Origin of the sequence: Seinonella peptonophila, assembly GCF_900129355.1 — a bacterium.
GTDB lineage: Bacteria > Bacillota > Bacilli > Thermoactinomycetales > Thermoactinomycetaceae > Seinonella > Seinonella peptonophila.
Map to the genome: position 1 here is coordinate 80611 of NZ_FQVL01000003.1, position 19899 is coordinate 100509.

Genomic DNA, 19899 nt, shown 5'->3' on the forward strand with positions numbered 1-19899 from the left:
CAAACAGCTCTTTTTTAACCTTTCTCAGATCTCTGCTTTTGTTTATTTCGGTAAATAAAATACCAAACTGCCAGTCCAACAACGACTAAGCTCATAATCACATAACCAAATTTGGTCATAAAGTCTAGCACATGTTGAATACTACTTAACGATCCTGAGTGCCCGAGAAAAAGCAACAAGGTATTCCAAGGGAAAGTTCCAAGAAAAGTAAATAATAAAAAACGCCAAGGTTTTATTTTACTGATTCCAGACATATATGAAATATAGTTCCCTATACTTAATGGTCTAGAAAGTGCAATACTCCATTCACCATATTTTCGGAACCATCGTTGTGCTTTTTCAATTTTATCCGCGTCAAACTTCTTCTTAGAAAACTTCTCAAGGCGATAACCAATTCCATATGGGATTAATGTGAAAACCGTATAAACGATACCATTAGCGGCTCCTAATAATACGAGTTGCCATCCCTCATAATGCATGAGGTAACCGTACACCAACACAAATAAAGCTCCCGGAAAAGGTAGCGAGGAAGCCTCTATTGCAGTTGCTATAAACAACCCATATATACCACACAATTCTAAAAAATCCAATGCAAGTCGCATGAAGCCACTCCTTGAACTAGTATATATATATTATAAAGCATACAAAAAAGCATTTCATTGCATTTTTATCCCAAGGATAAATTATTCCATTCATAAAAAAATGTTTAGTTTGTGAATACACGTGGAAAAGTATGAAAACTAGTCAAACGTCTAAAAAAAGAGGGCGAATCAAGATGAATGCAAAACATGGCTATCGATGTGAAAACTGTGGACGTTTTGATGCCAAGTATGAAGCGCGAATCGCTTTTGAAGGAAGAAACCTCTTACTTTGCTTTACCTGCTTAAAAAAAATCAAACAATCCATACAAAGAGAAAATAATACTGACAAAGCGAGCCTTGGGTAGCTCGCTTGTCAGTATCAATGATTTGAATTAATGACCAATGTTTGCTGTTTTCATTTTCCAGCCATAAATATCATATCCTGCATTAAACCAGTTAATGAGTGGAGAGTCCTTTTTATCTGTGGTATGTTGGGTCACATATACACCAGAATGATCCACACGGGTTACGATTGCAGAATGATCAATATCTCCATCATGGTCAAAGTCGGCATTGATCACATCGCCAATTTCTAACATGCCATACTGCCGAGTTTGTTGTGCCCGCCCTTTAAAATAATTAAAGAAGCTGTTTGCAACACTCCATGAATAGGAAGGTTTCTTATCTGAGTAGTACCAGTATGATCCACCAGTGCGTTGTTCTTTGATGCCACCGACTTGAATCGCTTGAGATACAAAGTTGGTGCAGTCATACCAGCAGTCATAACAGCCACCACTTACCTTACTGAAGTAACCATACTTCTCATTATTGCGCTTATTCCACCATTGGTATGCATAATCTTTGGCTTTATTTGCATCATAGCCATTGACAACTGTTCCTGTTGATGGATTATCCTCTCCACCTTCATTTTGGTTTCCACCATTGCTTTGGTTACCTGGTGTTTGGTTTCCGTTATCGTTTCCACCATTGCTTTGGTTGCCTGGTGTTTGGTGTCCACCATTATTTTGGTTACCTGGTGTTTGATGACCGTCATTGTTTCCACCATTATTTTGGTTGCCTGGTGTTTGATGACCACCATTGTTCCCACCATTATTTTGGTTGCCTGGTGTTTGATGACCACCATTGTTTCCACCATTACTTTGGTTGCCCGGTTGGTTATTTTGATCTCCATTTCCACCGAAGGCTGCTCCTCCGACAATCACTTCACCAGGTTTCTTTGGATTTGGAGATTTTTCAGAGGATTGCTCTTTTCCTTTTTCATCTTTTTTTGAGGATTCCTCTTTTTTATTTGGCATCTTTGTCAACTCTAGTTTTGCGGCACCCATTGCAGCCGGGAGAAGGCTTTGCAATTCAGCTCGTTCAGCAGGTGATAACTTTTTACCAGACTTCATTTTTGCAACTAATTTCGTAATCAACTTGTTTTTCTCATCATTTTCAAAGCTATCTACATATTTGGCGTAATCACCAACAGCTTTCATTTCCTCTTTGGTCAAACCGTCCAGATTGGTAGCTAACCCAAGCACGATTTCCCGTTGATGCTTGTCCTTTAAATTTATCTTCGATACTTTTATTTTGTTTTTCTTAGCAATTTTGATAATCAATTGCTCGCCTTTTTTCTCATTTGCTGGCTTTGGTTTTCCTGTTTTATAATATGAAACTTTTTCTAGTACTTTCTCATTTGATTCTGTTTTTACTGAATCAACAGCCACTTCCTCTGTTGAATTTGATTTTTGTACAAGCTCAGGAGTCTCATCGGTTTTATTCTTTTGACTTGTAGCATCTGTTTGGATACCCGCACATCCTGAAAAAACCAAGGCTGTAGAAGCCAACAGCAATAACGCAATTCTCTTCAACCCTCATCCACTCTTTCTTTTTAAAATAAATAATATGTAGCAACCGAAAAAGACAACAATGACACGAATAAATATAAGTGATTTCATTTTCTTTCCTCATCACTTATACCCTATGATTCGTACAAGTAAAAAATTTTCGTGTCAAAATGGGGGGAAATTTTTAAATGAGCAAAAGATTATTCACATTATATCCTGTTTGACAAGTGGTGCAATTATCCTCTATTCATAGTCAACCACTCAAGAGGAATAATACAGGAATTGTAAATAATGATAATAATGTAGCAAAGACGGTTGCTGAAGCGCCGAATTCAACGTTACGTCGAAATTGCGCAAATACAATTGGTACCATTGATCCTGTGGGCATAGCCGATAACATTAGAATGATTAATTTCATTTGTGGGTCCATTTGAAAAAAAGATAGAAGTAATGCAGTAATGAGTGGCAATAGAACAAGTTTAACACTGATTGCTGTACTTAAATAGTATAAAGAGATGAATCTCCATGTTTGCAACAGCTTGGGAATCATCAATCCGATAAAAATTAGCGCCAACGGTGTTGCTAATGATCCTAAATTTGTAAATATTTGTATCATCGGCTCTGGTAATGAGATATGTAAAACTGAGATGATCATACCCACGACAAAAGTAATGATTGGAAAATTCAAGAGCGGCTTTAAATTCAACTTTGCGACCATCGAATTTGGTTGTAGTAAAAAGACGCCCACAGTCCAAAGAGAGACACCCAAACCTATATCGAATGCTGCTGCTAACAATGTTCCTTTTGTGCCAAATAATGCCGTACAAAGCGGAATCCCAATAAAGCCCGTATTTCCATTTGCCCCAATTACCGCCATCTCACGAACTTGATTTGTTTGAGCGCCGCTCCATTTTGCAATGAAGTAACCAATCATAATAGCAATCATATATAAAACTAACGAAAAAATAAATACAATAAATAGTTGAAAATAAAATTGATTATCTTTTGGGAAATGTAAGAAACTGACGAAAATCATAGCTGGCATAGCCACATTTACAATTAAAGTAATCATCAATTTTCGTTGTTCTTGTTGGAAAGAACTTCGATAACTAATTATAGCACCAATTCCAATCATACAAATCATCATCAATATGGTTTCAATAATCTTAAACAATTTACAAAACTTCCTTCGCATAAAAATAGAGGCGAATGTTCGAGTGATCCTCGTCACACTGCCTCTACATATTCTAAATAATTTTATACTGAGATTCTACTCCATAAAAATTGGAAACTTAAAACTGATGCAGGAGCCATCCAATAATAGGTCCATAAAAGGTATAATCGGGTTCACTTAACACACGCATAACAGTCTCATAATTTCCGACAAACGGCAAAAGAAATGCTTGACCAAAAATAAGAATAAAACCATTTAACGTGGCACCCATTACCGCTCCCCTACGTCCTCCAGTAGCATTCCCAAAAATCGCTGCCGCTGCACCTGTAAAAAAGGTAGGGATCAATGCTGGAAAAACAACAACAGGATACTGTATGATTCCCAGTACGATCATGCCAATAACACTTGCGACTAAACTACAGAAAAATCCCACAATAACAGATGTCGGATGTTGAGGAAATAACAGAGGTAAGTCAAACCCTGGAGTCGAATTGGGAACGACTTTCTCAGCAATTCCATGAAAAGCAGGGATTACTTCTGTTAAAAGCATTCGAACACCTGTTGTCAAAATTGTGATTCCTACACCAAACTTTAATCCTTGCAGCAGGGCATAAAGCAACCAATCTTTATGGGCACTGACCTGTAACTCTACAAAATCCTTTCCTGCAAACAACGTTACCATGATAAAAAATAACATCATGATGAGTGTTAATGCTGGGATTGTTTCACGTAAAAAGCCTAATCGAGCTGGCAACTCGATTTTTTCCAAATCCTTCTCTTTATTGCCGACTAATTTGCCGAGTAATCCTGAAACAACACAAATGATCGAACTTGAATGTCCGAGTGTAAATGAATGGTCACCGGGAATATACTTCATAAAAGGAGCAACCATCGCTGAAGATAAAGTTAAATAAATACCCAACATTAGTGAACCAATCCAAATAATATGCGTTGTTGAAAGGTCTGTTCCGACAGTCAGCAATGCAGCGATCAATCCAGCATAAAAAAATGATACATGTGCTGATAAGTGTATATATTTAAAAGGGGTAAAGCGGGCCAATAATACATTGACCAGAAAACCGAAAGCAAAGATTAAGGTAGCTGAAGTACCATAAGCTAATAAACTCGCGTTGACCAATTGATCAACTGAATGAACCGTTATGGTCTGCATACCAAATATCTTTCGAAGCATGGTTTCTAAAGGAAGCAAGCTATCTGCCAAAAACTCAACTCCCGCTAAAACCAATAAAAAGCCGACAACGGCTTTAATCGTACCAGATATCATTTGATTGATTGTTTTTCGTTGAACCAATAAACCAATCATTACGACACAGCCCATTAAGATTGCCGGCTCACTAAGAAATTGCCAAAGATTCAATCACTCACTCCCCTTCTCTTATCTCTTTTATTACCTCCAAAAGTTTATTTTGTAACGTGGTTTTATCTGTCAAATTAACCAATTCTATCAATTTCGCATCTGTATTTCGAATTAATTTTGATAAATCAGGAGTTGTGATGATGATATCGACATTTGTCGTTCCCATAGACCCAATGTCGACAGATTGAACTTCGGCATGAATTCCTTCAGCTTGTAATATTTGCTCTGTATATACTTTTAATAAAATACTACTTCCTACTCCCGCGCCGCAAACAGTTAATATTTGTAACATAAGTAATCTCTAGCTCCTTTTTCAGCATCGTTATTGATTTGAATAGTGTGCAATGATTTGTAATATCTGTGGTAAATTGCCTGTCATTAAACAATCAACTGCTGTTGGATCATCAAGAATCTGGACAAGTTGTGATATGATCTTTAAGTGTGATTCATGATCAATTCCACCTAATGCGAAAATCAGTTTAACTGGATCATTATCCGGATTACCAAACTCAACGGCTTTTTTCAAGCGCACTAAGCTCATACAGACTCGATGAACTCCTTCTTCAGGTCTTGCATGTGGCAAGGCAACACCTGGAGCAATCACTACATAAGGCCCAAGTTGTTCAATATTCCGGACCATCTCTGTTACATAGCGCTCTTCTACCGCTTCGTTTTGTACTAGAATTTCACCCGCAATTCTTGTCGCTTCTCTCCAATCCTTAGCTTCTAGATCGAGACGAATCGTCGATGAATATAACACATCCTGTAACACGGGCAGTTTCCCTCCATCTACTCCTAAGGCCGAGTCAGCATATATTTTCTCTATGTATAGCAATTGTTTTTCAATTGCATCTAGTTCATCCTTTGTTAGGATTGGAGAAACTTTTAAAGTTGGTTTTTGTACATTTGGTAGATGGATCGTTGTAATAATAAAATCGATTCTATCTAATTCTTGTTGATTTAAGGAAGAGCTGGTATAGACATTTACAATCTCCAACTGCGGAAAGTGGGATTGGAGAGTCGCCATGAGTAATCCTGACGTTCCAATCCCACTTCCACAAACAATTGCAACCCGTTTCCACTCTCTTCGACGCTGTTTTTTTCTCTCTATAGCCGCCCCAACATGAATGGTTAAGAAACCAACTTCCTCTTCAGGAATGTGTTTCCGCAATATTTGCTCTAGATATTGACTTGCATTTCTAGTAACATCATATATATGTGGATATTGTTTTTTAATATCAGATAATAAGGGGTTACGCAAGACCATCTCATATTTCAATCGATAGAGAGATGACTTCATATGGAGTACGAGTGAGGAGAGCAATTCTTCATCCTCTAATTTCATTCCGAGCCGCGCTTCAACATAGAGGATGAATTCGGAGGCGATTTGCATGGCGAGTTCCCAATCATCCCCACTCGGTACACCCATATTTGCAAAGTGCCGAAACTTTGCACCCAATAGTTGTACAGTCAAATAAACCCATTCCGCATCTGGTAATGTAATCTCAAAGGTATTGTTTATATACTCTCGCAACTCTTGCATAGAAGCGTAGTATCGATGTTCTCGAATTGGTTCTAATTCTCGAGATATAGTTTCCATCACATTACCTTCCCTACAACGATAGAGCATGATTCCAATATAGATGAGCAAATGATTTAATGCATGTTCATATAGGTAGATATGATGCTTTTGCCCTATTCTCATCAGTATGCGAGCAATTGGTTCAAATTGCTGAAGTACATTTTCTGTGAAAAACTGATAGAGAATCGTGTATGGAAAGTCTTCTTGTGAATGGACAAAGTACGTTAGCGTTCCGACTCGATTGATAAATCGAGTAAACATCTCTACAGAAGCATTCCGTTTCTTGGCCTCTTCTCCCTCAATCCAGTATCCAATCCCACGCTTGGAACACAAACTTAGCTGATAAACAGTTGCTTCTTTCTGTACGGAACGCAGATCTTCAAACAACGTAGATTCGCTTACATCAAGTGTATTTGATAGTTCAGGTATTGTAAGAGGATGATCATGATTAAGTAATAGAAACAAAATTATCTCTTTTCTCTCTTGCTGCGAATAAACATATTCTTGTGCGGTAACTGGTAGTAAATCGGTTTCGATTCTTTCGACCCATATTCCTACACCTGGTCTTTTTTGTAGTAGATATCCTTCTTGTTTGAGTGCATCTTCTACGAACTGAAGATCATAACGTACGACTCGTTCATTTGTACCTAGTTTCTCGGAAAGTTGACTAGCTGTTAGGGGTTCGCCTTGACTTAACAACAATTCTTTGAGGCGAACTCTTCTCTCTGTCAATGCCATAGCTTATAACCCCTTGCTATTAGAATAGATTGAATCGTTATGAATATCAATTTGAAACATTGTCATTATCTTATGAGAAAAACTACAATAAGTCCATAAGTCGATCTAAACATGATAAGAAGACCCCTTAGTTATGCTGAGGGGTCAGTTAGTAGACAAATGGTTCCGTCAATATTTCACGCATCGACTCCATTTCAGGCTACGAAGATGTCTTCAAGGCGCCATGACTGCTCGCTCAGGGCGGTATCAACTCGGCTATCGCCTCAGACAGCACTACCGCCTATTCTTCGCTCCACAGTCGTGGCTTTGTAGCTCCTGAAAGTCGCTCCGCCGCGAAATATTGACTCCACAATTTCTCCTTCTTCTATCCAATTGTACAACCCCTTCTCTTAATCAATTAGGTTTTTTCTTCAATCTACACACTTCAGTTATACTGAGAGGTTTAAATCAATCCATCCATATGCTTCAAGTTGTTGTAAAAATGTTAGGAGACGAGGAATTGTAGGTTTGACTTGTTCACCAAATCTATTCTCTAGCTCTGTGGCAATCTGTTCAACTGTTTTTTGTCCATCACAGTGTTCCACAACAAAACTTCCTAGCTCATCTAGCTCTATTATTCGGACCGCTGGTTGCTTGAGCCAACGAATCAAAAATCGTTCTAGTAAGTTGGTTCTAGGAATGACTAGATACTTTTGCATCGCTATCCCATCGATGGATTCCAATCGAAATCGATGGTTTAAGACTGGTGATAAATGCAAAAAATTAACCCTATCCTTCATGTTTGACTCTCTTGGTCGCTCGAACAGCAACCCACCAAAGTAATCCAGCTAGACCCATAAACAATAGGAAAGGAATCCATGTTTGAGACCATCGTACAGGAGCATCTGGATGAAGGATACCACTCACGATAAACAGAGCAATAATGACACTGACCAATGCTTCACCAGCTATTAACCCAGAGGCAAAAAGCGTTCCTGTTTCCTCTCGTTCCCTTTTCACCTGTTTATTGGCACGAAGTTCTGACAACCAACGAATTGCTCCACCTACCATAATCGGTGCACTCACAGCTAGTGGAAGATAAAATCCGACAGCAACTGTAAGTGAATTTAGTCCAAGAAATTCAAAGGTGATCGCTAGGGCGACTCCGATTAATACCAAGTCCCAAGGCAAGTTAGCAGACATAATGCCTTCCACAACAATTTTCATCAAAGCTGCTTTCGGTGCTGGTAATAGCTGACTGCCCAGTCCATAGGCTCGATTAAATAAAACCAATACAAAACCGATAATCAGGCTGCTCGCCACTACTCCTATCATCATCGCGATTTGCTGCTTCCAAGGTGTACTTCCAACTAAATAACCCGTTTTTAAGTCTTGTGAAATATCTCCCGCAACAGCAATGGCAACACATACAATGGCGGCCACCATCAAAGAGATGATCATGCCTGGCATTCCTGCCATACCCGTCCCTTTAAAAATAAATGTAACAATTAATAATGTAGCAATGGTCATCCCCGAAACAGGCATCGAAGTACTCCCTACAATTCCAACAATTCTCGAAGCAACAGTTACGAATAAAAATCCAAACAATGCAATCGCAATTGCACCTATCATCCCAATATCGGTAAATGGCGTAAAACCTATTACTAAAATTAAAAGAAAGATTCCACCTATAATCCATCCTGTTGAGATATCATGATCTGTACGTTCAATTGTCATCACTCTCTTTTTGCGTCTCTTAAAACTTGAAATTGTATCTACCATTGAGCGAACAAGAAGAGGTAATGTTTTGCAAAGTGTGATCAGCCCCCCAGCAGCAACTGCCCCTGCACCCATATAGCGAATATAATTCGTATAAATTTCTAACGCTGAAAGATGGCTAAGCGAGATCGAGGAGGGAAAAATCACCTGATTGCTTCCAGTGCCAAAAAAACTAATCGCAGGGACAAAGACAATCGAGGCGAGCAATCCCCCTGCAATCATCTGCCCACCGATTCTAGGGCCTATGATATAGCCAACACCAAGTAATGCTGGCATCGTATCCATTCCTAGCATTGCATTCTTAAAATTCCAAAGTTTTGCCTCAATCGTAGTTTGAAACCATCTCAATCCATCACCCAACGCTTTAAATAGCCCACCAACAGCAAATCCATAGAAAATCAAACGTGCGCTACGTCCACCTGTTTCACCTGATTTTAATACCTCTGCACAAGCAGTTCCTTCTGGATATGGGAGAATCTCATGTTCATTTACAATTAACAATCTTCTTAAAGGTACCATCATGAGAACGCCAAGTAATCCACCTGTTAATACAATAAAGATAATAACTAGTTGACTCGGTGTTGCTTTCCACATATAGAGCGCTGGAATCGTAAAGATTGTCCCCGCCGCAATCGCCTGTCCAGCCGTAGTCATCGTCTGAACAATATTATTTTCTAAAATCGATTGGCGACGCATGATTCCCCGCAAGATCGCCATTGAAATGACAGCCGCTGGAATGGAGGCTGACACAGTTAAACCTGTTTTTAATCCAAGATAAGCATTTGCTGCACCAAATACAATGGCTAATACAACCCCTAAGATGAGTGCAAAAAAAGTGAGTTCTGGTAATGTCCGTGAAGCAGGAACATAGGGAACAAAATCTTTACTCTTCAAAATTGATTCCCCCTATTCAGAATAATATAGTTATATTATAGCATAATATATACCTATTCATGTCACATTTAGGAAAAAGGTTGAAGATAAAGGATCAAACTTACTATATAAAATAAAAAGCCCTACTCGTATGAGTAGAGCTTTTTTCTACATTTTTCTTCTGTAAAATCCTGATAAAAAGTGTAAAAAGATATGCAATGATACTCTAGTGGAAGCATCTCGAAAGTCAACCGATGGATCAACACAAACAAAATCGATTGCTTGTACTTTTTCCCACTTGCCCAAGATATAGGCGCTTTCGAACAATTCGACAGGTAGTAATCCCTGGGGACCGATTGCGGGAACACCTGGAACAACTGACTGATCTAATACATCGATATCAAAAGTTACATAAATTTGATCACATTTTTGATCAAGTATTGCCATTGCTTGAGCAATGATCGTTTCAATCCCAGCTTGTTGCACTTCCCGCTGTGAAACCAAGTTCATTCCATGCTGCTCTGCGTAATCGCGGTATTGACGTGAATTGGCGAAATTTCGCAGTCCAATCGTCACGATATCTTCACCACGAATCGTATTTGATTCAATTAAGTTGCGCATGGGCGTACCGTTGGAAGCTCCACCATAACTTAAATCACGCACATCAAGATGTGCATCAAATTGAATAATCCCAATCCGAGCTCCTGTTGCCTCCACTATCGCTTTCACAAGTGGTGCTGTAATGGAATGATCGCCACCTACTGCAATTGATACGGCTTCTGGATAGGCTCGCTGTACGGAAAGATTTGCTTCATAAATATTTTGATGACATTGTGCAATATCAGTAATATGCATTTCAATGTCACCTAAGTCAGCAATGCGTAGTGGTTTTAGATCGATATCTTGTTCCCAATTATAAGTTGTAAATGATGTCCAACATTTGCGGAATTGTTGAGGATGTAAATGCGCTCCTGAGAAGCTGATCGAACTCTTCGATAACGGAACACCCATCAGACAAAGATCGTATTCTTGATCCTGTTTAACAGGTCGAATCCATTCCGCTAAATTCGTAGAAAAAGGATCAGCCGATCCGCCAGACAGACGGATCGATGGCGCATGTAATTTCGATAATTTGAGCATTGACTGATACCTGCCTTCTTCAATCATTAACAAACAGTGCAGTATTCATACGAAAATTTTGCATGTATGATTGCTTCATCTATTTCCTAATAATTGACCTCGTTGAACGACAATATCACCTTTTTTCAATACCGTATCCACATGGTTAATGCCAAAATGATAAGGAATATAGGCTAAATTCGTTGTATCAAAAATTACTAGATCAGCCTGTTTGCCAATTTCAATACTCCCTACTTGTTTACCGCGATTAATAGCATAGGCAGCATTGATCGTCATTGCTGTTAATACTTCCTCAGGTGTCATTTTGAGTTGTAAGCAACCAAGCGTCATAACCATTTGTGGCGATTCTGTTGGTGAACTACCTGGGTTATAATCGGTTGATAAAGCAACGGCCAAATTAAGTTCAATCATGCGTCTGACGCGTGCAGGTGATACTCCTAGATTAAACGATGTAGCTGGTAAGCAGACTGCGATGACACCATGATCCGCCATTGCCTGCAAGCCTTTATCACTAGCTGCCAGTAGATGCTCTGCTGAAATACAATTTAATTCTCCTGCTAATTCAGCTCCACCTAGCGATTCGATCTCGTCTGCATGAATTTTCAATCCAAAACCAAGCTTCTGTGCAGCGGTTAAAATCCGCCTAGATTCCTCAACGGTAAAAACGCCTTTTTCACAGAAAACATCACAAAACTCTGCCAATCCTCGTGCTTTGACCTCTGGTAGCATTTCCTCTATCACTATTTGTACAAAAGCTTCCGAATCCCCTTTATACTCTTCAGGAATCGCATGCGCTCCCATAAAAGTCGAAACAAGTTCAATCGGATGTCTTTCATTTAGCATTTTCGCTACGCGCAGTTGTTTTAACTCATTTGTTAATGTGAGTCCATAACCACTTTTTGCCTCCACTGTAGTAGCCCCCAAAATAAGCATCCGATCTAAACTTTTCTTCGCTTGTCTATATAATTCTTCTTCTGTAGCTTGGCGAGTTGATCGCACGGTGCTTAAAATCCCACCGCCTTGAGCTAAAATATCCAGATAAGATACGCCTTGTAACTTTAAGCTAAGTTCATGTTCACGGGAGCCACCATGTACTAAGTGTGTATGAGGATCGACAAAGCCTGGGGTCACGATCCGCCCCTTTGCATTTAACTCCTCGACAATTGTTGTATCTTTTAGTTGTTGACGTACCTCTTCTTCTTTACCTACAGCAACAATCTGTCCTTGGGCAATGGCAATGGCAGCATTTTCAATCACAGAAACCTCTTGCATCTCTGACCCACTGCGCGGTCTTGCTGGACCGCGCAGTGTATATAATTTTCCAATCTCATAAATTAAACGATCAATCGTTTTCAATTCCGTCACTTCCTATTTTTTGCATCTAACATAGGGACATGAATTCCATGTTTCTTTGCTGTCTCGATGGCAATCTCATACCCAGCATCCGCGTGTCGAATCACACCCATTCCTGGATCAGTAACAAGCACACGGCTCAATCTCTTTTCTGCTTCATCTGTTCCATCGGCTACAACAACCATTCCTGCATGGAGAGAGTATCCCATTCCAACGCCACCACCATGATGGAATGAAACCCAGCTAGCACCTGAAGCAGTATTTACAAGCGCGTTTAAAACTGCCCAATCACCAATCACATCACTACCATCTTTCATGGCTTCGGTTTCGCGATTCGGAGAAGCAACAGATCCACAGTCAAGATGATCGCGACCAATTACAATCGGCGCAGATATCTTTCCTTGACGAACCCATTCATTGATCGCTAAGCCCATTTTTACACGCTCACCATAGCCCAACCAGCAGATACGAGCTGGTAAACCTTGGAACTCAATTCGATCTTGTGCTAATTCAATCCAGCGGCGCAAATGTTCATTTTCTGGGAAGAGCTCTAAGACTAGCTCGTCTGTACGATAAATATCTTCTGGGTCACCAGAAAGTGCTGCCCAGCGGAATGGACCTTTTCCTTCACAGAAAAGCGGACGAATATACGCTGGTACAAATCCAGGGAAATCAAAGGCATCTTCTACTCCTTCATCCAGAGCAACCTGTCTAATATTATTCCCATAATCAAATACAACAGCACCCATTTTTTGCAAATCAAGCATCGCTTGAACATGTGTTGCCATTGATTGGCGAGAAAGGGCAACATATTTTTCTGGGTTTGAACGTCGAAGTTCAGCCGCTGCTTCAAGTGAATAACCAACAGGTACATATCCATTTAATGGATCATGGGCGGAGGTTTGATCTGTTACAAAGTCAGGTACGATATTGCGTTTCACAAACTCAGGATATAGTTCAGCCGCATTACCAACAAGACCAATTGATAATGGTTTTCCTTCACTTTGTGCCTCACGGGCCAATTTGAGCGCTTCATCTAAGTCCGTTACCTGCACATCACAATAACGCGTTTCGATCCGCCGTTGAATTCTTGAAGGATCGACATCAATACATATCGCTACCCCACCATTCATCGTTACAGCTAATGGTTGAGCACCACCCATGCCTCCAAGTCCTGCAGTCAGTGTTAGTGTTCCTTTAAGACTCCCTCCACTATGCTGTCTTGCTGCCTCAGCAAATGTCTCATAAGTCCCTTGTAAGATCCCTTGACTACCAATATAGATCCAACTTCCGGCTGTCATCTGTCCATACATGATCAGACCTTTTTGATCTAGTTCATGGAACTGATCCCAATTGGCATATGCAGGCACGATAACCGAGTTAGAAAGGAGAACGCGTGGAGCTAGCTCATGTGTTTGAAAACGACCCACTGGCTTCCCTGATTGAATTAATAAGGTTTCATCCGATTTTAAATCACGGAGTTGTTCGACAATCACCTGATAACTTTCCCAATTACGAGCTGCTTTACCAATACCACCATAAACCACTAAATCTTCAGGACGTTCGGCCACCTCAGGGTCTAGATTGTTCATTAACATCCGCAAAGCAGCTTCTTGTTGCCATCCTCTGGCTGAGAGTTGAGTCCCTCTAGCTGCACGAATCTCTTGTCCAGCCATTATAATCTCCCCTTTTTCCTTCATCTTTTATTTTCCTAAATAAGCCTTTTTCACAACATCTTGATCTCGTAGGTTTTCGACGTGATCAGAAAAGACGATTTCCCCATGTTCTAATCCATACCCACGATCAGCTACAGAAAGTGCCATCATCGCATTTTGTTCGATCAAGAGCATCGTCAAACCTTCTTGCTTAATCTGCCGAATGGTATCAAAGATATCTTTTACCACGATTGGAGCAAGCCCCATCGAGGGTTCATCTAAGATCAGCAACTTTGGTTTTGCCATTAAAGCCCGCCCGATCGCAAGCATTTGTTGTTCTCCTCCACTCATCGTTCCAGCAAGCTGAGTCTTCCTTTCAGCTAGACGTGGAAAGAGCTGAAAAACGCGTTCCATCTCTTGATCTCGCTCTGCTGAACCCATTTTGCTGGCATATGCACCCATATATAGGTTTTCTTCTACATTTAAGCGAGGAAAAACGCGTCTTCCTTCAGGTACCAAAACAATACCTTCTCGAACAATTTGATGAGCTGACAAACCGCATAATTCCTTGCCTTCGTATCGAATGGAGCCTTGTGCAGGAATAACACCTGTAATAGCATGAACGGTCGTTGTTTTACCAGCACCATTTGAACCAATGAGCGTAACCACTTCACCTGATTCAACTTTTAAAGAGATATTGCGCACTGCCTGTATTCGTCCATAAGAGACACTTAATTGTTCAATCTCCAACAACTTCCGTCACCTCCTGACCACCGATATACGCCTCGATGACTGCTGGATTCGCAACAACTTGATTAGGATCACCATCGGCAATTTTCACACCATGATCAAGGACAACAAGACGGTCACAAAGTTCCACAACCATTCCCACATTATGTTCAATTAAAATAACTGTAGTACCTTGTTGACGAATTTGGCGTACCAATGCGGAAAGCGATTCAACTTCTTCAGAATTCATTCCAGCTGCTGGCTCATCTAACAAAATCATTTCAGGGTGGGATACTAGTGCTCTAGCGATCTCTACCCGTCTTTGGTTCCCATAAGATAGATTCCCTGCTGCTTCATTTGCTAAATCAGTAAGACCTAAGCGTTCAAGCAATGCCCAGCTTTCTTCTGCAACCTTTTTCTCTTCTTCACGCGATCGCCGAAGACCAAAGATCGATGACCATGCACCTGCCTTTGTTTGTCGAAATAAACCGAGTTTAATATTGTCTAGAACACTGTAGTCCTTGAGCAGTCGTATATTTTGAAAGGTACGAAATATCCCTTGGTTAGCAATTTGATAGGGTTTAAAACCTGTAATATCTGTTCCATTAAATTGAATATTACCTTGATCTGGTCGATAAATGCCTGTCAAGATATTAAAAAATGTCGTTTTTCCTGCTCCATTAGGACCTATTAAACCTAGGATTTCACCCTTCTTGACTATCAGATCAACCTGATCGACAGCTGTCAATCCACCAAATCGTTTTGTAATTCCTTTCATCTCAAGCAAGGCGTCCATTAATCTTTCACCGCCCTTTTTTGATGCCGGATTTTCCTACCAAAGACTCCTTTGGGGCGATATCGCATCATGATGACCATGAGTAAACCATATAAAATCATCTTATAAGTATCGATATAGTTTGGGTCAATAATCTTAATATCAAATATCCGAAAAACTTCGGGTAATAGATAGAGAACACTTACACCGAATAATGTACCGCGAATCGTTCCCAGACCACCGATCACAACCATACTAAGGAGCGTGGCAGATAAGGTAAATCCAAAGGTATCAGAGCTGATAAAGGAAACTTTATGTGCAAATAAAGCACCTGCAACTCCTGCAAAAGCTCCGCCAATCGCAAAAGCCAACACTTTATAGTAAAGTGTATTGATCCCCATCGACTGAGCTACGACCTCATCTTCTTGAATAGCCGTCCACGCTTGCCCCAACTTCGAACGTGATAATCGATGTAAAACGTAAATAAGCACGAGCAATACGATAAATACCAACAGCAAATACTCAACATCTGTTAATTCATGACCAAAAATCGATGGCATCGGAATCCCGTCAATCCCATATGCACCACCTGTTATTTTTGCATTTTTAAAAAAAGACTGTGCAATTAAACCAAGTCCTAATGTGGTAATTGCTAGAAAATCCTCGCGAACGCGAAGACTTGGCAATCCTAAAATAGCACTTAACAGAAAGGTGATGATAACGGCTAATAAGATTGAAAGCCAAGGATTTAATCCAATTTTTACAGAGAAAATAGCTGTGGAGTATGCACCAATTCCATAAAAAGCAGCATGTCCTAGTGAGACTTGACCAGCATAACCTGTAATTAGATTTAAGCCTAATCCCAAGATAATATTTATAAAGAGAAAAACAATAATATCAAGATAATATGGATTTATCCATCCCTCCATCCTGCTCACCTACACTTTCTCTACCTGTTTGCCAAATAATCCAGAAGGTTTCAATAGGAGAATCAAGATGAGAATGACAAACGCAATCGCATCCTTATCAATAACCATTCCAGTCAAATATCCTTCACTGAGCGACTCGACGATCCCTAAAATCAATCCTCCAATAATGGTTCCAGGAATTGATCCCAATCCACCAAGTACAACAACACAGAATGCTTTGAGCCCTGGAATAGAACCCATCGTTGGGAAGAGAGAGTTAAAATCATAAGCTACAAATGCACCCGCTAATGCTGCAAGCGCAGAGCCAATGAAAAAGGTAACGGCAACGACTTGATTCACATTTACACCCATTAGCGAAGCTGCTCGCATATCCTGTGAAACTGCCTGAATGGCAACGCCCATCTTCGTCCATTTCAAGAAAGCATAGAGTAATAGCAAGCAGACTAGACCGACAATAATAATATAGAGTTTACTATTGGTAAGGCTAATGGAGCTCGTAATATGGATCGGCTCGACTTTCATTCCTGTTGCTGGAAACCCTCTTGGATCTGATGTAAAGATCGCCTGAAATAAACTCTCAACAAAAATCGCAATTCCAACACCACTAATTAAAGTTGTGATGGGATGTGTTCCACGCAAAGGTCGATATGCCAGACGCTCGACTAGCACACCTGCGATTCCTGCAATGATCATCCCAAAAAGAATGGCAACGATGAAGTTCATATTTAGATAGAGGATGCCAATCATAGCCGAAAAAGCACCTACGGTATAAATGACTCCATGTGCAAAATGCAGCAATTTCAATACACCATAGATCATCGTTAGACCAACTGCTATGAGAATATAGGTAAAACCGAGTGCGATTCCATTTAATAATTGTTGCGCTAGCATGGATGTCACCTCCAATCAAGAGGGAGCGATTAGAAACGAAGCTTCTAATCGCTATCTCCCTTGTTACTTATAGATTTTCGATTTTACAAACTGGAATTTCCCATCATGAACGGTCATAAAGATAACCGGTTTGATAACTTCATGATCAGGACCAAATGTAATCTTTCCAGAGGTACCTTCCAAGTCTTTTGTTTCATTGATCGCTTTTGCCAATGCTTTTGAATCTGGACCTGTTTTCTTCAATGCCTCGATAATTACTTTTGCCGCATCATAACTTTGTGAAGATAACATATCAGGTTCTGATTGATGTTTAGCCTTCCATTCTTTCACAAATTGCTGCACAACCTCACGAGGATCACTTCCGTAGAAGGAAGTTGTAAATGTCGATCCCTCCGTATTTTGTTGCCCTAACTCTAGATATTTTGGTGAATCAAATCCGTCAACACCAAGAAATTGCACATTTAATCCTGTTTCTTTTGCCTGCTTCACAATGGCTGATGCCTCGTTGTAATATCCAACTACATAAAGCGCATCTGGGTTTTTCGCTTTTACTGCCGTCAACAATGAGCTAAAGTTTTTATCACCCATGTTGAATGGACGATCAATTGCGATTTTACTACCTAGCTTTTGCACTTCTTCTTTAAATGCTCCGTAGATGGATTTACCATAGTCAATGTCCACATATAGAACTGCAATATTTTTCTTCTTTAAGTCGTTCACTGCATAATCTGCCATGGCTTTACCTTGTACAGGTCCTGTGTAGATTACTCGATTGACATAATCTCCGCCCTTGGTTACATCTGGATGAACAACATACGCTGCAACCATTGGAATCTTTGCTTTTTGCACTTTTGGCGCTACCGTTTTAGAAGGACCACTATATGCACCATCGATCAAGGCAACAACTCGATCGTTATTAATCAATTTTTGTACAGCTTTTAATGCTTCTTCTGGTTTACCTTGATCATCTTCAGCAACCAATTCAAGTTTTTTACCCTTGACCCCACCTTGTTTATTGACTTGATCGATCGCCAATTGTGCCGCATCGCGACTATGGATTCCATCGGTAGAAGTGGGGCCCGTTAATGGACCAAACCAACCGATTTTAATCGTATCGCCACCGCCTCCTTGTCCTGAGCTACAGCCCACAACCATCAGAGAAGCCATTAACACTAAAATAATTGCCGTGGTAAACTTTCTCACCTTTTGACCTCCTCATTTCGACAATAATGTTAACTTTTATTACATATTAATTGAAAGCGGCTTCAATGAACCTAGCTGAATTTGTGTGATCTTAGTACAATTTTGCTCTGCGATACTCGGTTGGGGTTTGTTTTTGGTAACGCTTAAAAAGACGAGAAAAGTAATTTGCGTCATCAAATCCTATTGCTTCTGCAATTTGTTGAATCGTCCAATCTGTCTGTTCTAAGTAATAAAACGCCTTTTTAATACGTAGTTGATTCAAGTACTCTATAAAACTAATACCTAGTTCCTCTTTAAATTTTCGACTAAAATAATAGTGACTCATCGAACAATATTGTGCGACCTCGACAAGAGTAATTTTTTGATGAAGATTGGCACGCATATAATCAAGCGCCTTACGAATCCAAGTACTCACTTTTCCTAAGTGTCCCATATCAATTTGAGCCACCAGTTGACGAGCATAGGTTGAAACCTTTTTCACAAAATGATCATAGCGAATCGTATGGTATAAATCTTGAATTAAAGCGGCATTTCGCGATAAAATATCGATCATATTTCCGCCATTTTCTAACGCAACGCGTGTCATCAGCATAATCAAATCTGTTACTTCTGATTTAAAAACTTCTACATCTTGATAATGTGCGACAGCCAATTTCTTGAGCATTAATTGTAAAAGTGAGATCACACCTTCTTCATCTGCGATTCGAACAAGCGCTTGTAGCTCTGTGCGCTCCTCATTTGTGAGTGGACTTTTTCCTGCAATTTCTCTTTTTTCTTCTTCTTGATAATGAAATATCAATTGATTCCCTTGGAAAAAACGATGAATCATTGATTTCCTTGCTTCTTGATAAGATAGATGTAATAAATAGGGATTACTATAAAATCCGCCAATCCCAATGGAGACAGAGACGCCTTGATCTGCCATTCCTTTTATAACCTGTTCAGCCAGTGGGTGAGTGAAAGAATAAAGTTGCTCTGGATGTTCATAGGATGGCTTGGGCAACTCCAACAAGAGTGCCATCACTCCCTCCTCTACCCAGATAGTCAGATATGGAATTGAAACAACTTTTTGAATCACCTGGGATAATTGAATGGCAATTTCTCGTCTCCATAGAAATGGACGACCGATACAAATCTCAAAGTATCGATCAATAGAGATCAGCATGATCAACTGGGGATGGACACTCACTTGATACTGCTCCTGCATGGTTTCAAAGTGAGCATGATGGACAATCGTTCCTGTTAACAACCAGTGCGAAAAAGCTACTTTTGCTGGATGATCACTCACTA

At 40.0% G+C, this 19899-nt stretch carries 18 protein-coding genes; 1 reads left to right on the top strand and 17 read right to left on the bottom strand.

Going from position 1 to position 19899, the window contains the following annotated elements; genetic code table 11:
* Positions 1 to 14: 14 nt before the first annotated feature.
* Positions 15 to 602, bottom strand: coding sequence for a DedA family protein (locus BUB71_RS07260; RefSeq protein ID WP_073154180.1), 588 nt, complete (start codon positions 600 to 602; stop codon positions 15 to 17).
* Between the two features lie 173 nt (positions 603 to 775).
* Here BUB71_RS07260 and BUB71_RS19505 point away from each other — a divergent pair, with 173 nt between their 5' ends.
* Positions 776 to 946 carry a hypothetical protein gene (locus tag BUB71_RS19505; RefSeq protein ID WP_175552311.1) on the top strand — a complete coding sequence of 57 codons (171 nt, stop codon included), beginning with the start codon at positions 776 to 778 and terminating at the stop codon, positions 944 to 946.
* Positions 947 to 973: 27 nt separating this feature from the next.
* Here BUB71_RS19505 and BUB71_RS07265 read toward each other — a convergent pair whose 3' ends face one another.
* The 16 genes from BUB71_RS07265 to BUB71_RS07340 all read right to left on the bottom strand — a co-directional run bounded on the left by BUB71_RS07265 (position 974) and on the right by BUB71_RS07340 (position 19897).
* The gene (locus BUB71_RS07265; RefSeq protein WP_073154181.1) at positions 974 to 2455 is read right to left on the bottom strand and encodes an amidase domain-containing protein; all 1482 of its coding nucleotides are present in this window, start codon (positions 2453 to 2455) and stop codon (positions 974 to 976) included.
* A gap of 229 nt (positions 2456 to 2684) precedes the next feature.
* On the bottom strand, positions 2685 to 3605 hold the full coding sequence (locus tag BUB71_RS07270; RefSeq protein WP_175552312.1) for an AEC family transporter: 921 nt from the start codon (positions 3603 to 3605) through the stop codon (positions 2685 to 2687).
* Positions 3606 to 3723: 118 nt separating this feature from the next.
* On the bottom strand, positions 3724 to 4983 hold the full coding sequence (locus tag BUB71_RS07275) for a PTS ascorbate transporter subunit IIC (protein WP_073154182.1): 1260 nt from the start codon (positions 4981 to 4983) through the stop codon (positions 3724 to 3726).
* 4 nt (positions 4984 to 4987) lie between these two features.
* A complete protein-coding gene (locus tag BUB71_RS07280; RefSeq protein ID WP_073154183.1) occupies positions 4988 to 5275 on the bottom strand; it encodes a PTS sugar transporter subunit IIB in 288 nt (95 codons plus the stop codon).
* Between the two features lie 30 nt (positions 5276 to 5305).
* Entirely contained in the window at positions 5306 to 7303 is a 1998-nt protein-coding gene (locus BUB71_RS07285) for a BglG family transcription antiterminator (RefSeq protein ID WP_073154184.1), read from the bottom strand.
* A 428-nt stretch (positions 7304 to 7731) separates the two neighbouring features.
* The gene (locus BUB71_RS07290; protein ID WP_073154185.1) at positions 7732 to 8082 is read right to left on the bottom strand and encodes a PqqD family protein; all 351 of its coding nucleotides are present in this window, start codon (positions 8080 to 8082) and stop codon (positions 7732 to 7734) included.
* On the bottom strand, positions 8072 to 9955 hold the full coding sequence (locus BUB71_RS07295) for an OPT family oligopeptide transporter (protein ID WP_422785136.1): 1884 nt from the start codon (positions 9953 to 9955) through the stop codon (positions 8072 to 8074). The genes BUB71_RS07290 and BUB71_RS07295 overlap by 11 nt, the downstream gene beginning before the upstream one ends.
* A gap of 147 nt (positions 9956 to 10102) precedes the next feature.
* Complete coding sequence (locus BUB71_RS07300; protein ID WP_073154187.1) at positions 10103 to 11074, bottom strand: agmatinase family protein; 972 nt, start codon at positions 11072 to 11074, stop codon at positions 10103 to 10105.
* Positions 11075 to 11149: 75 nt separating this feature from the next.
* Positions 11150 to 12430 carry an imidazolonepropionase gene (hutI, locus tag BUB71_RS07305; protein WP_073154188.1) on the bottom strand — a complete coding sequence of 427 codons (1281 nt, stop codon included), beginning with the start codon at positions 12428 to 12430 and terminating at the stop codon, positions 11150 to 11152.
* Positions 12431 to 12435: 5 nt separating this feature from the next.
* The gene (hutU, locus tag BUB71_RS07310) at positions 12436 to 14127 is read right to left on the bottom strand and encodes a urocanate hydratase (RefSeq protein WP_073154189.1); all 1692 of its coding nucleotides are present in this window, start codon (positions 14125 to 14127) and stop codon (positions 12436 to 12438) included.
* A 3-nt stretch (positions 14128 to 14130) separates the two neighbouring features.
* Positions 14131 to 14835 (bottom strand): ABC transporter ATP-binding protein, encoded by a 705-nt coding sequence (locus BUB71_RS07315; protein ID WP_073154190.1) that lies wholly within the window; start codon positions 14833 to 14835, stop codon positions 14131 to 14133.
* Positions 14822 to 15607, bottom strand: a complete 786-nt coding sequence (locus tag BUB71_RS07320) for an ABC transporter ATP-binding protein (protein ID WP_073154191.1) — start codon at positions 15605 to 15607, stop codon at positions 14822 to 14824. Before BUB71_RS07320 ends, BUB71_RS07315 begins: the two co-directional genes overlap by 14 nt.
* Positions 15607 to 16515, bottom strand: a complete 909-nt coding sequence (locus BUB71_RS07325; RefSeq protein ID WP_073154192.1) for a branched-chain amino acid ABC transporter permease — start codon at positions 16513 to 16515, stop codon at positions 15607 to 15609. Before BUB71_RS07325 ends, BUB71_RS07320 begins: the two co-directional genes overlap by 1 nt.
* A gap of 9 nt (positions 16516 to 16524) precedes the next feature.
* A complete protein-coding gene (locus BUB71_RS07330) occupies positions 16525 to 17406 on the bottom strand; it encodes a branched-chain amino acid ABC transporter permease (protein ID WP_073154193.1) in 882 nt (293 codons plus the stop codon).
* Between the two features lie 63 nt (positions 17407 to 17469).
* Positions 17470 to 18609 (bottom strand): ABC transporter substrate-binding protein, encoded by a 1140-nt coding sequence (locus tag BUB71_RS07335; RefSeq protein WP_073154194.1) that lies wholly within the window; start codon positions 18607 to 18609, stop codon positions 17470 to 17472.
* A gap of 91 nt (positions 18610 to 18700) precedes the next feature.
* Positions 18701 to 19897, bottom strand: a complete 1197-nt coding sequence (locus BUB71_RS07340; protein WP_073154195.1) for a helix-turn-helix domain-containing protein — start codon at positions 19895 to 19897, stop codon at positions 18701 to 18703.
* Positions 19898 to 19899: the final 2 nt, after the last annotated feature.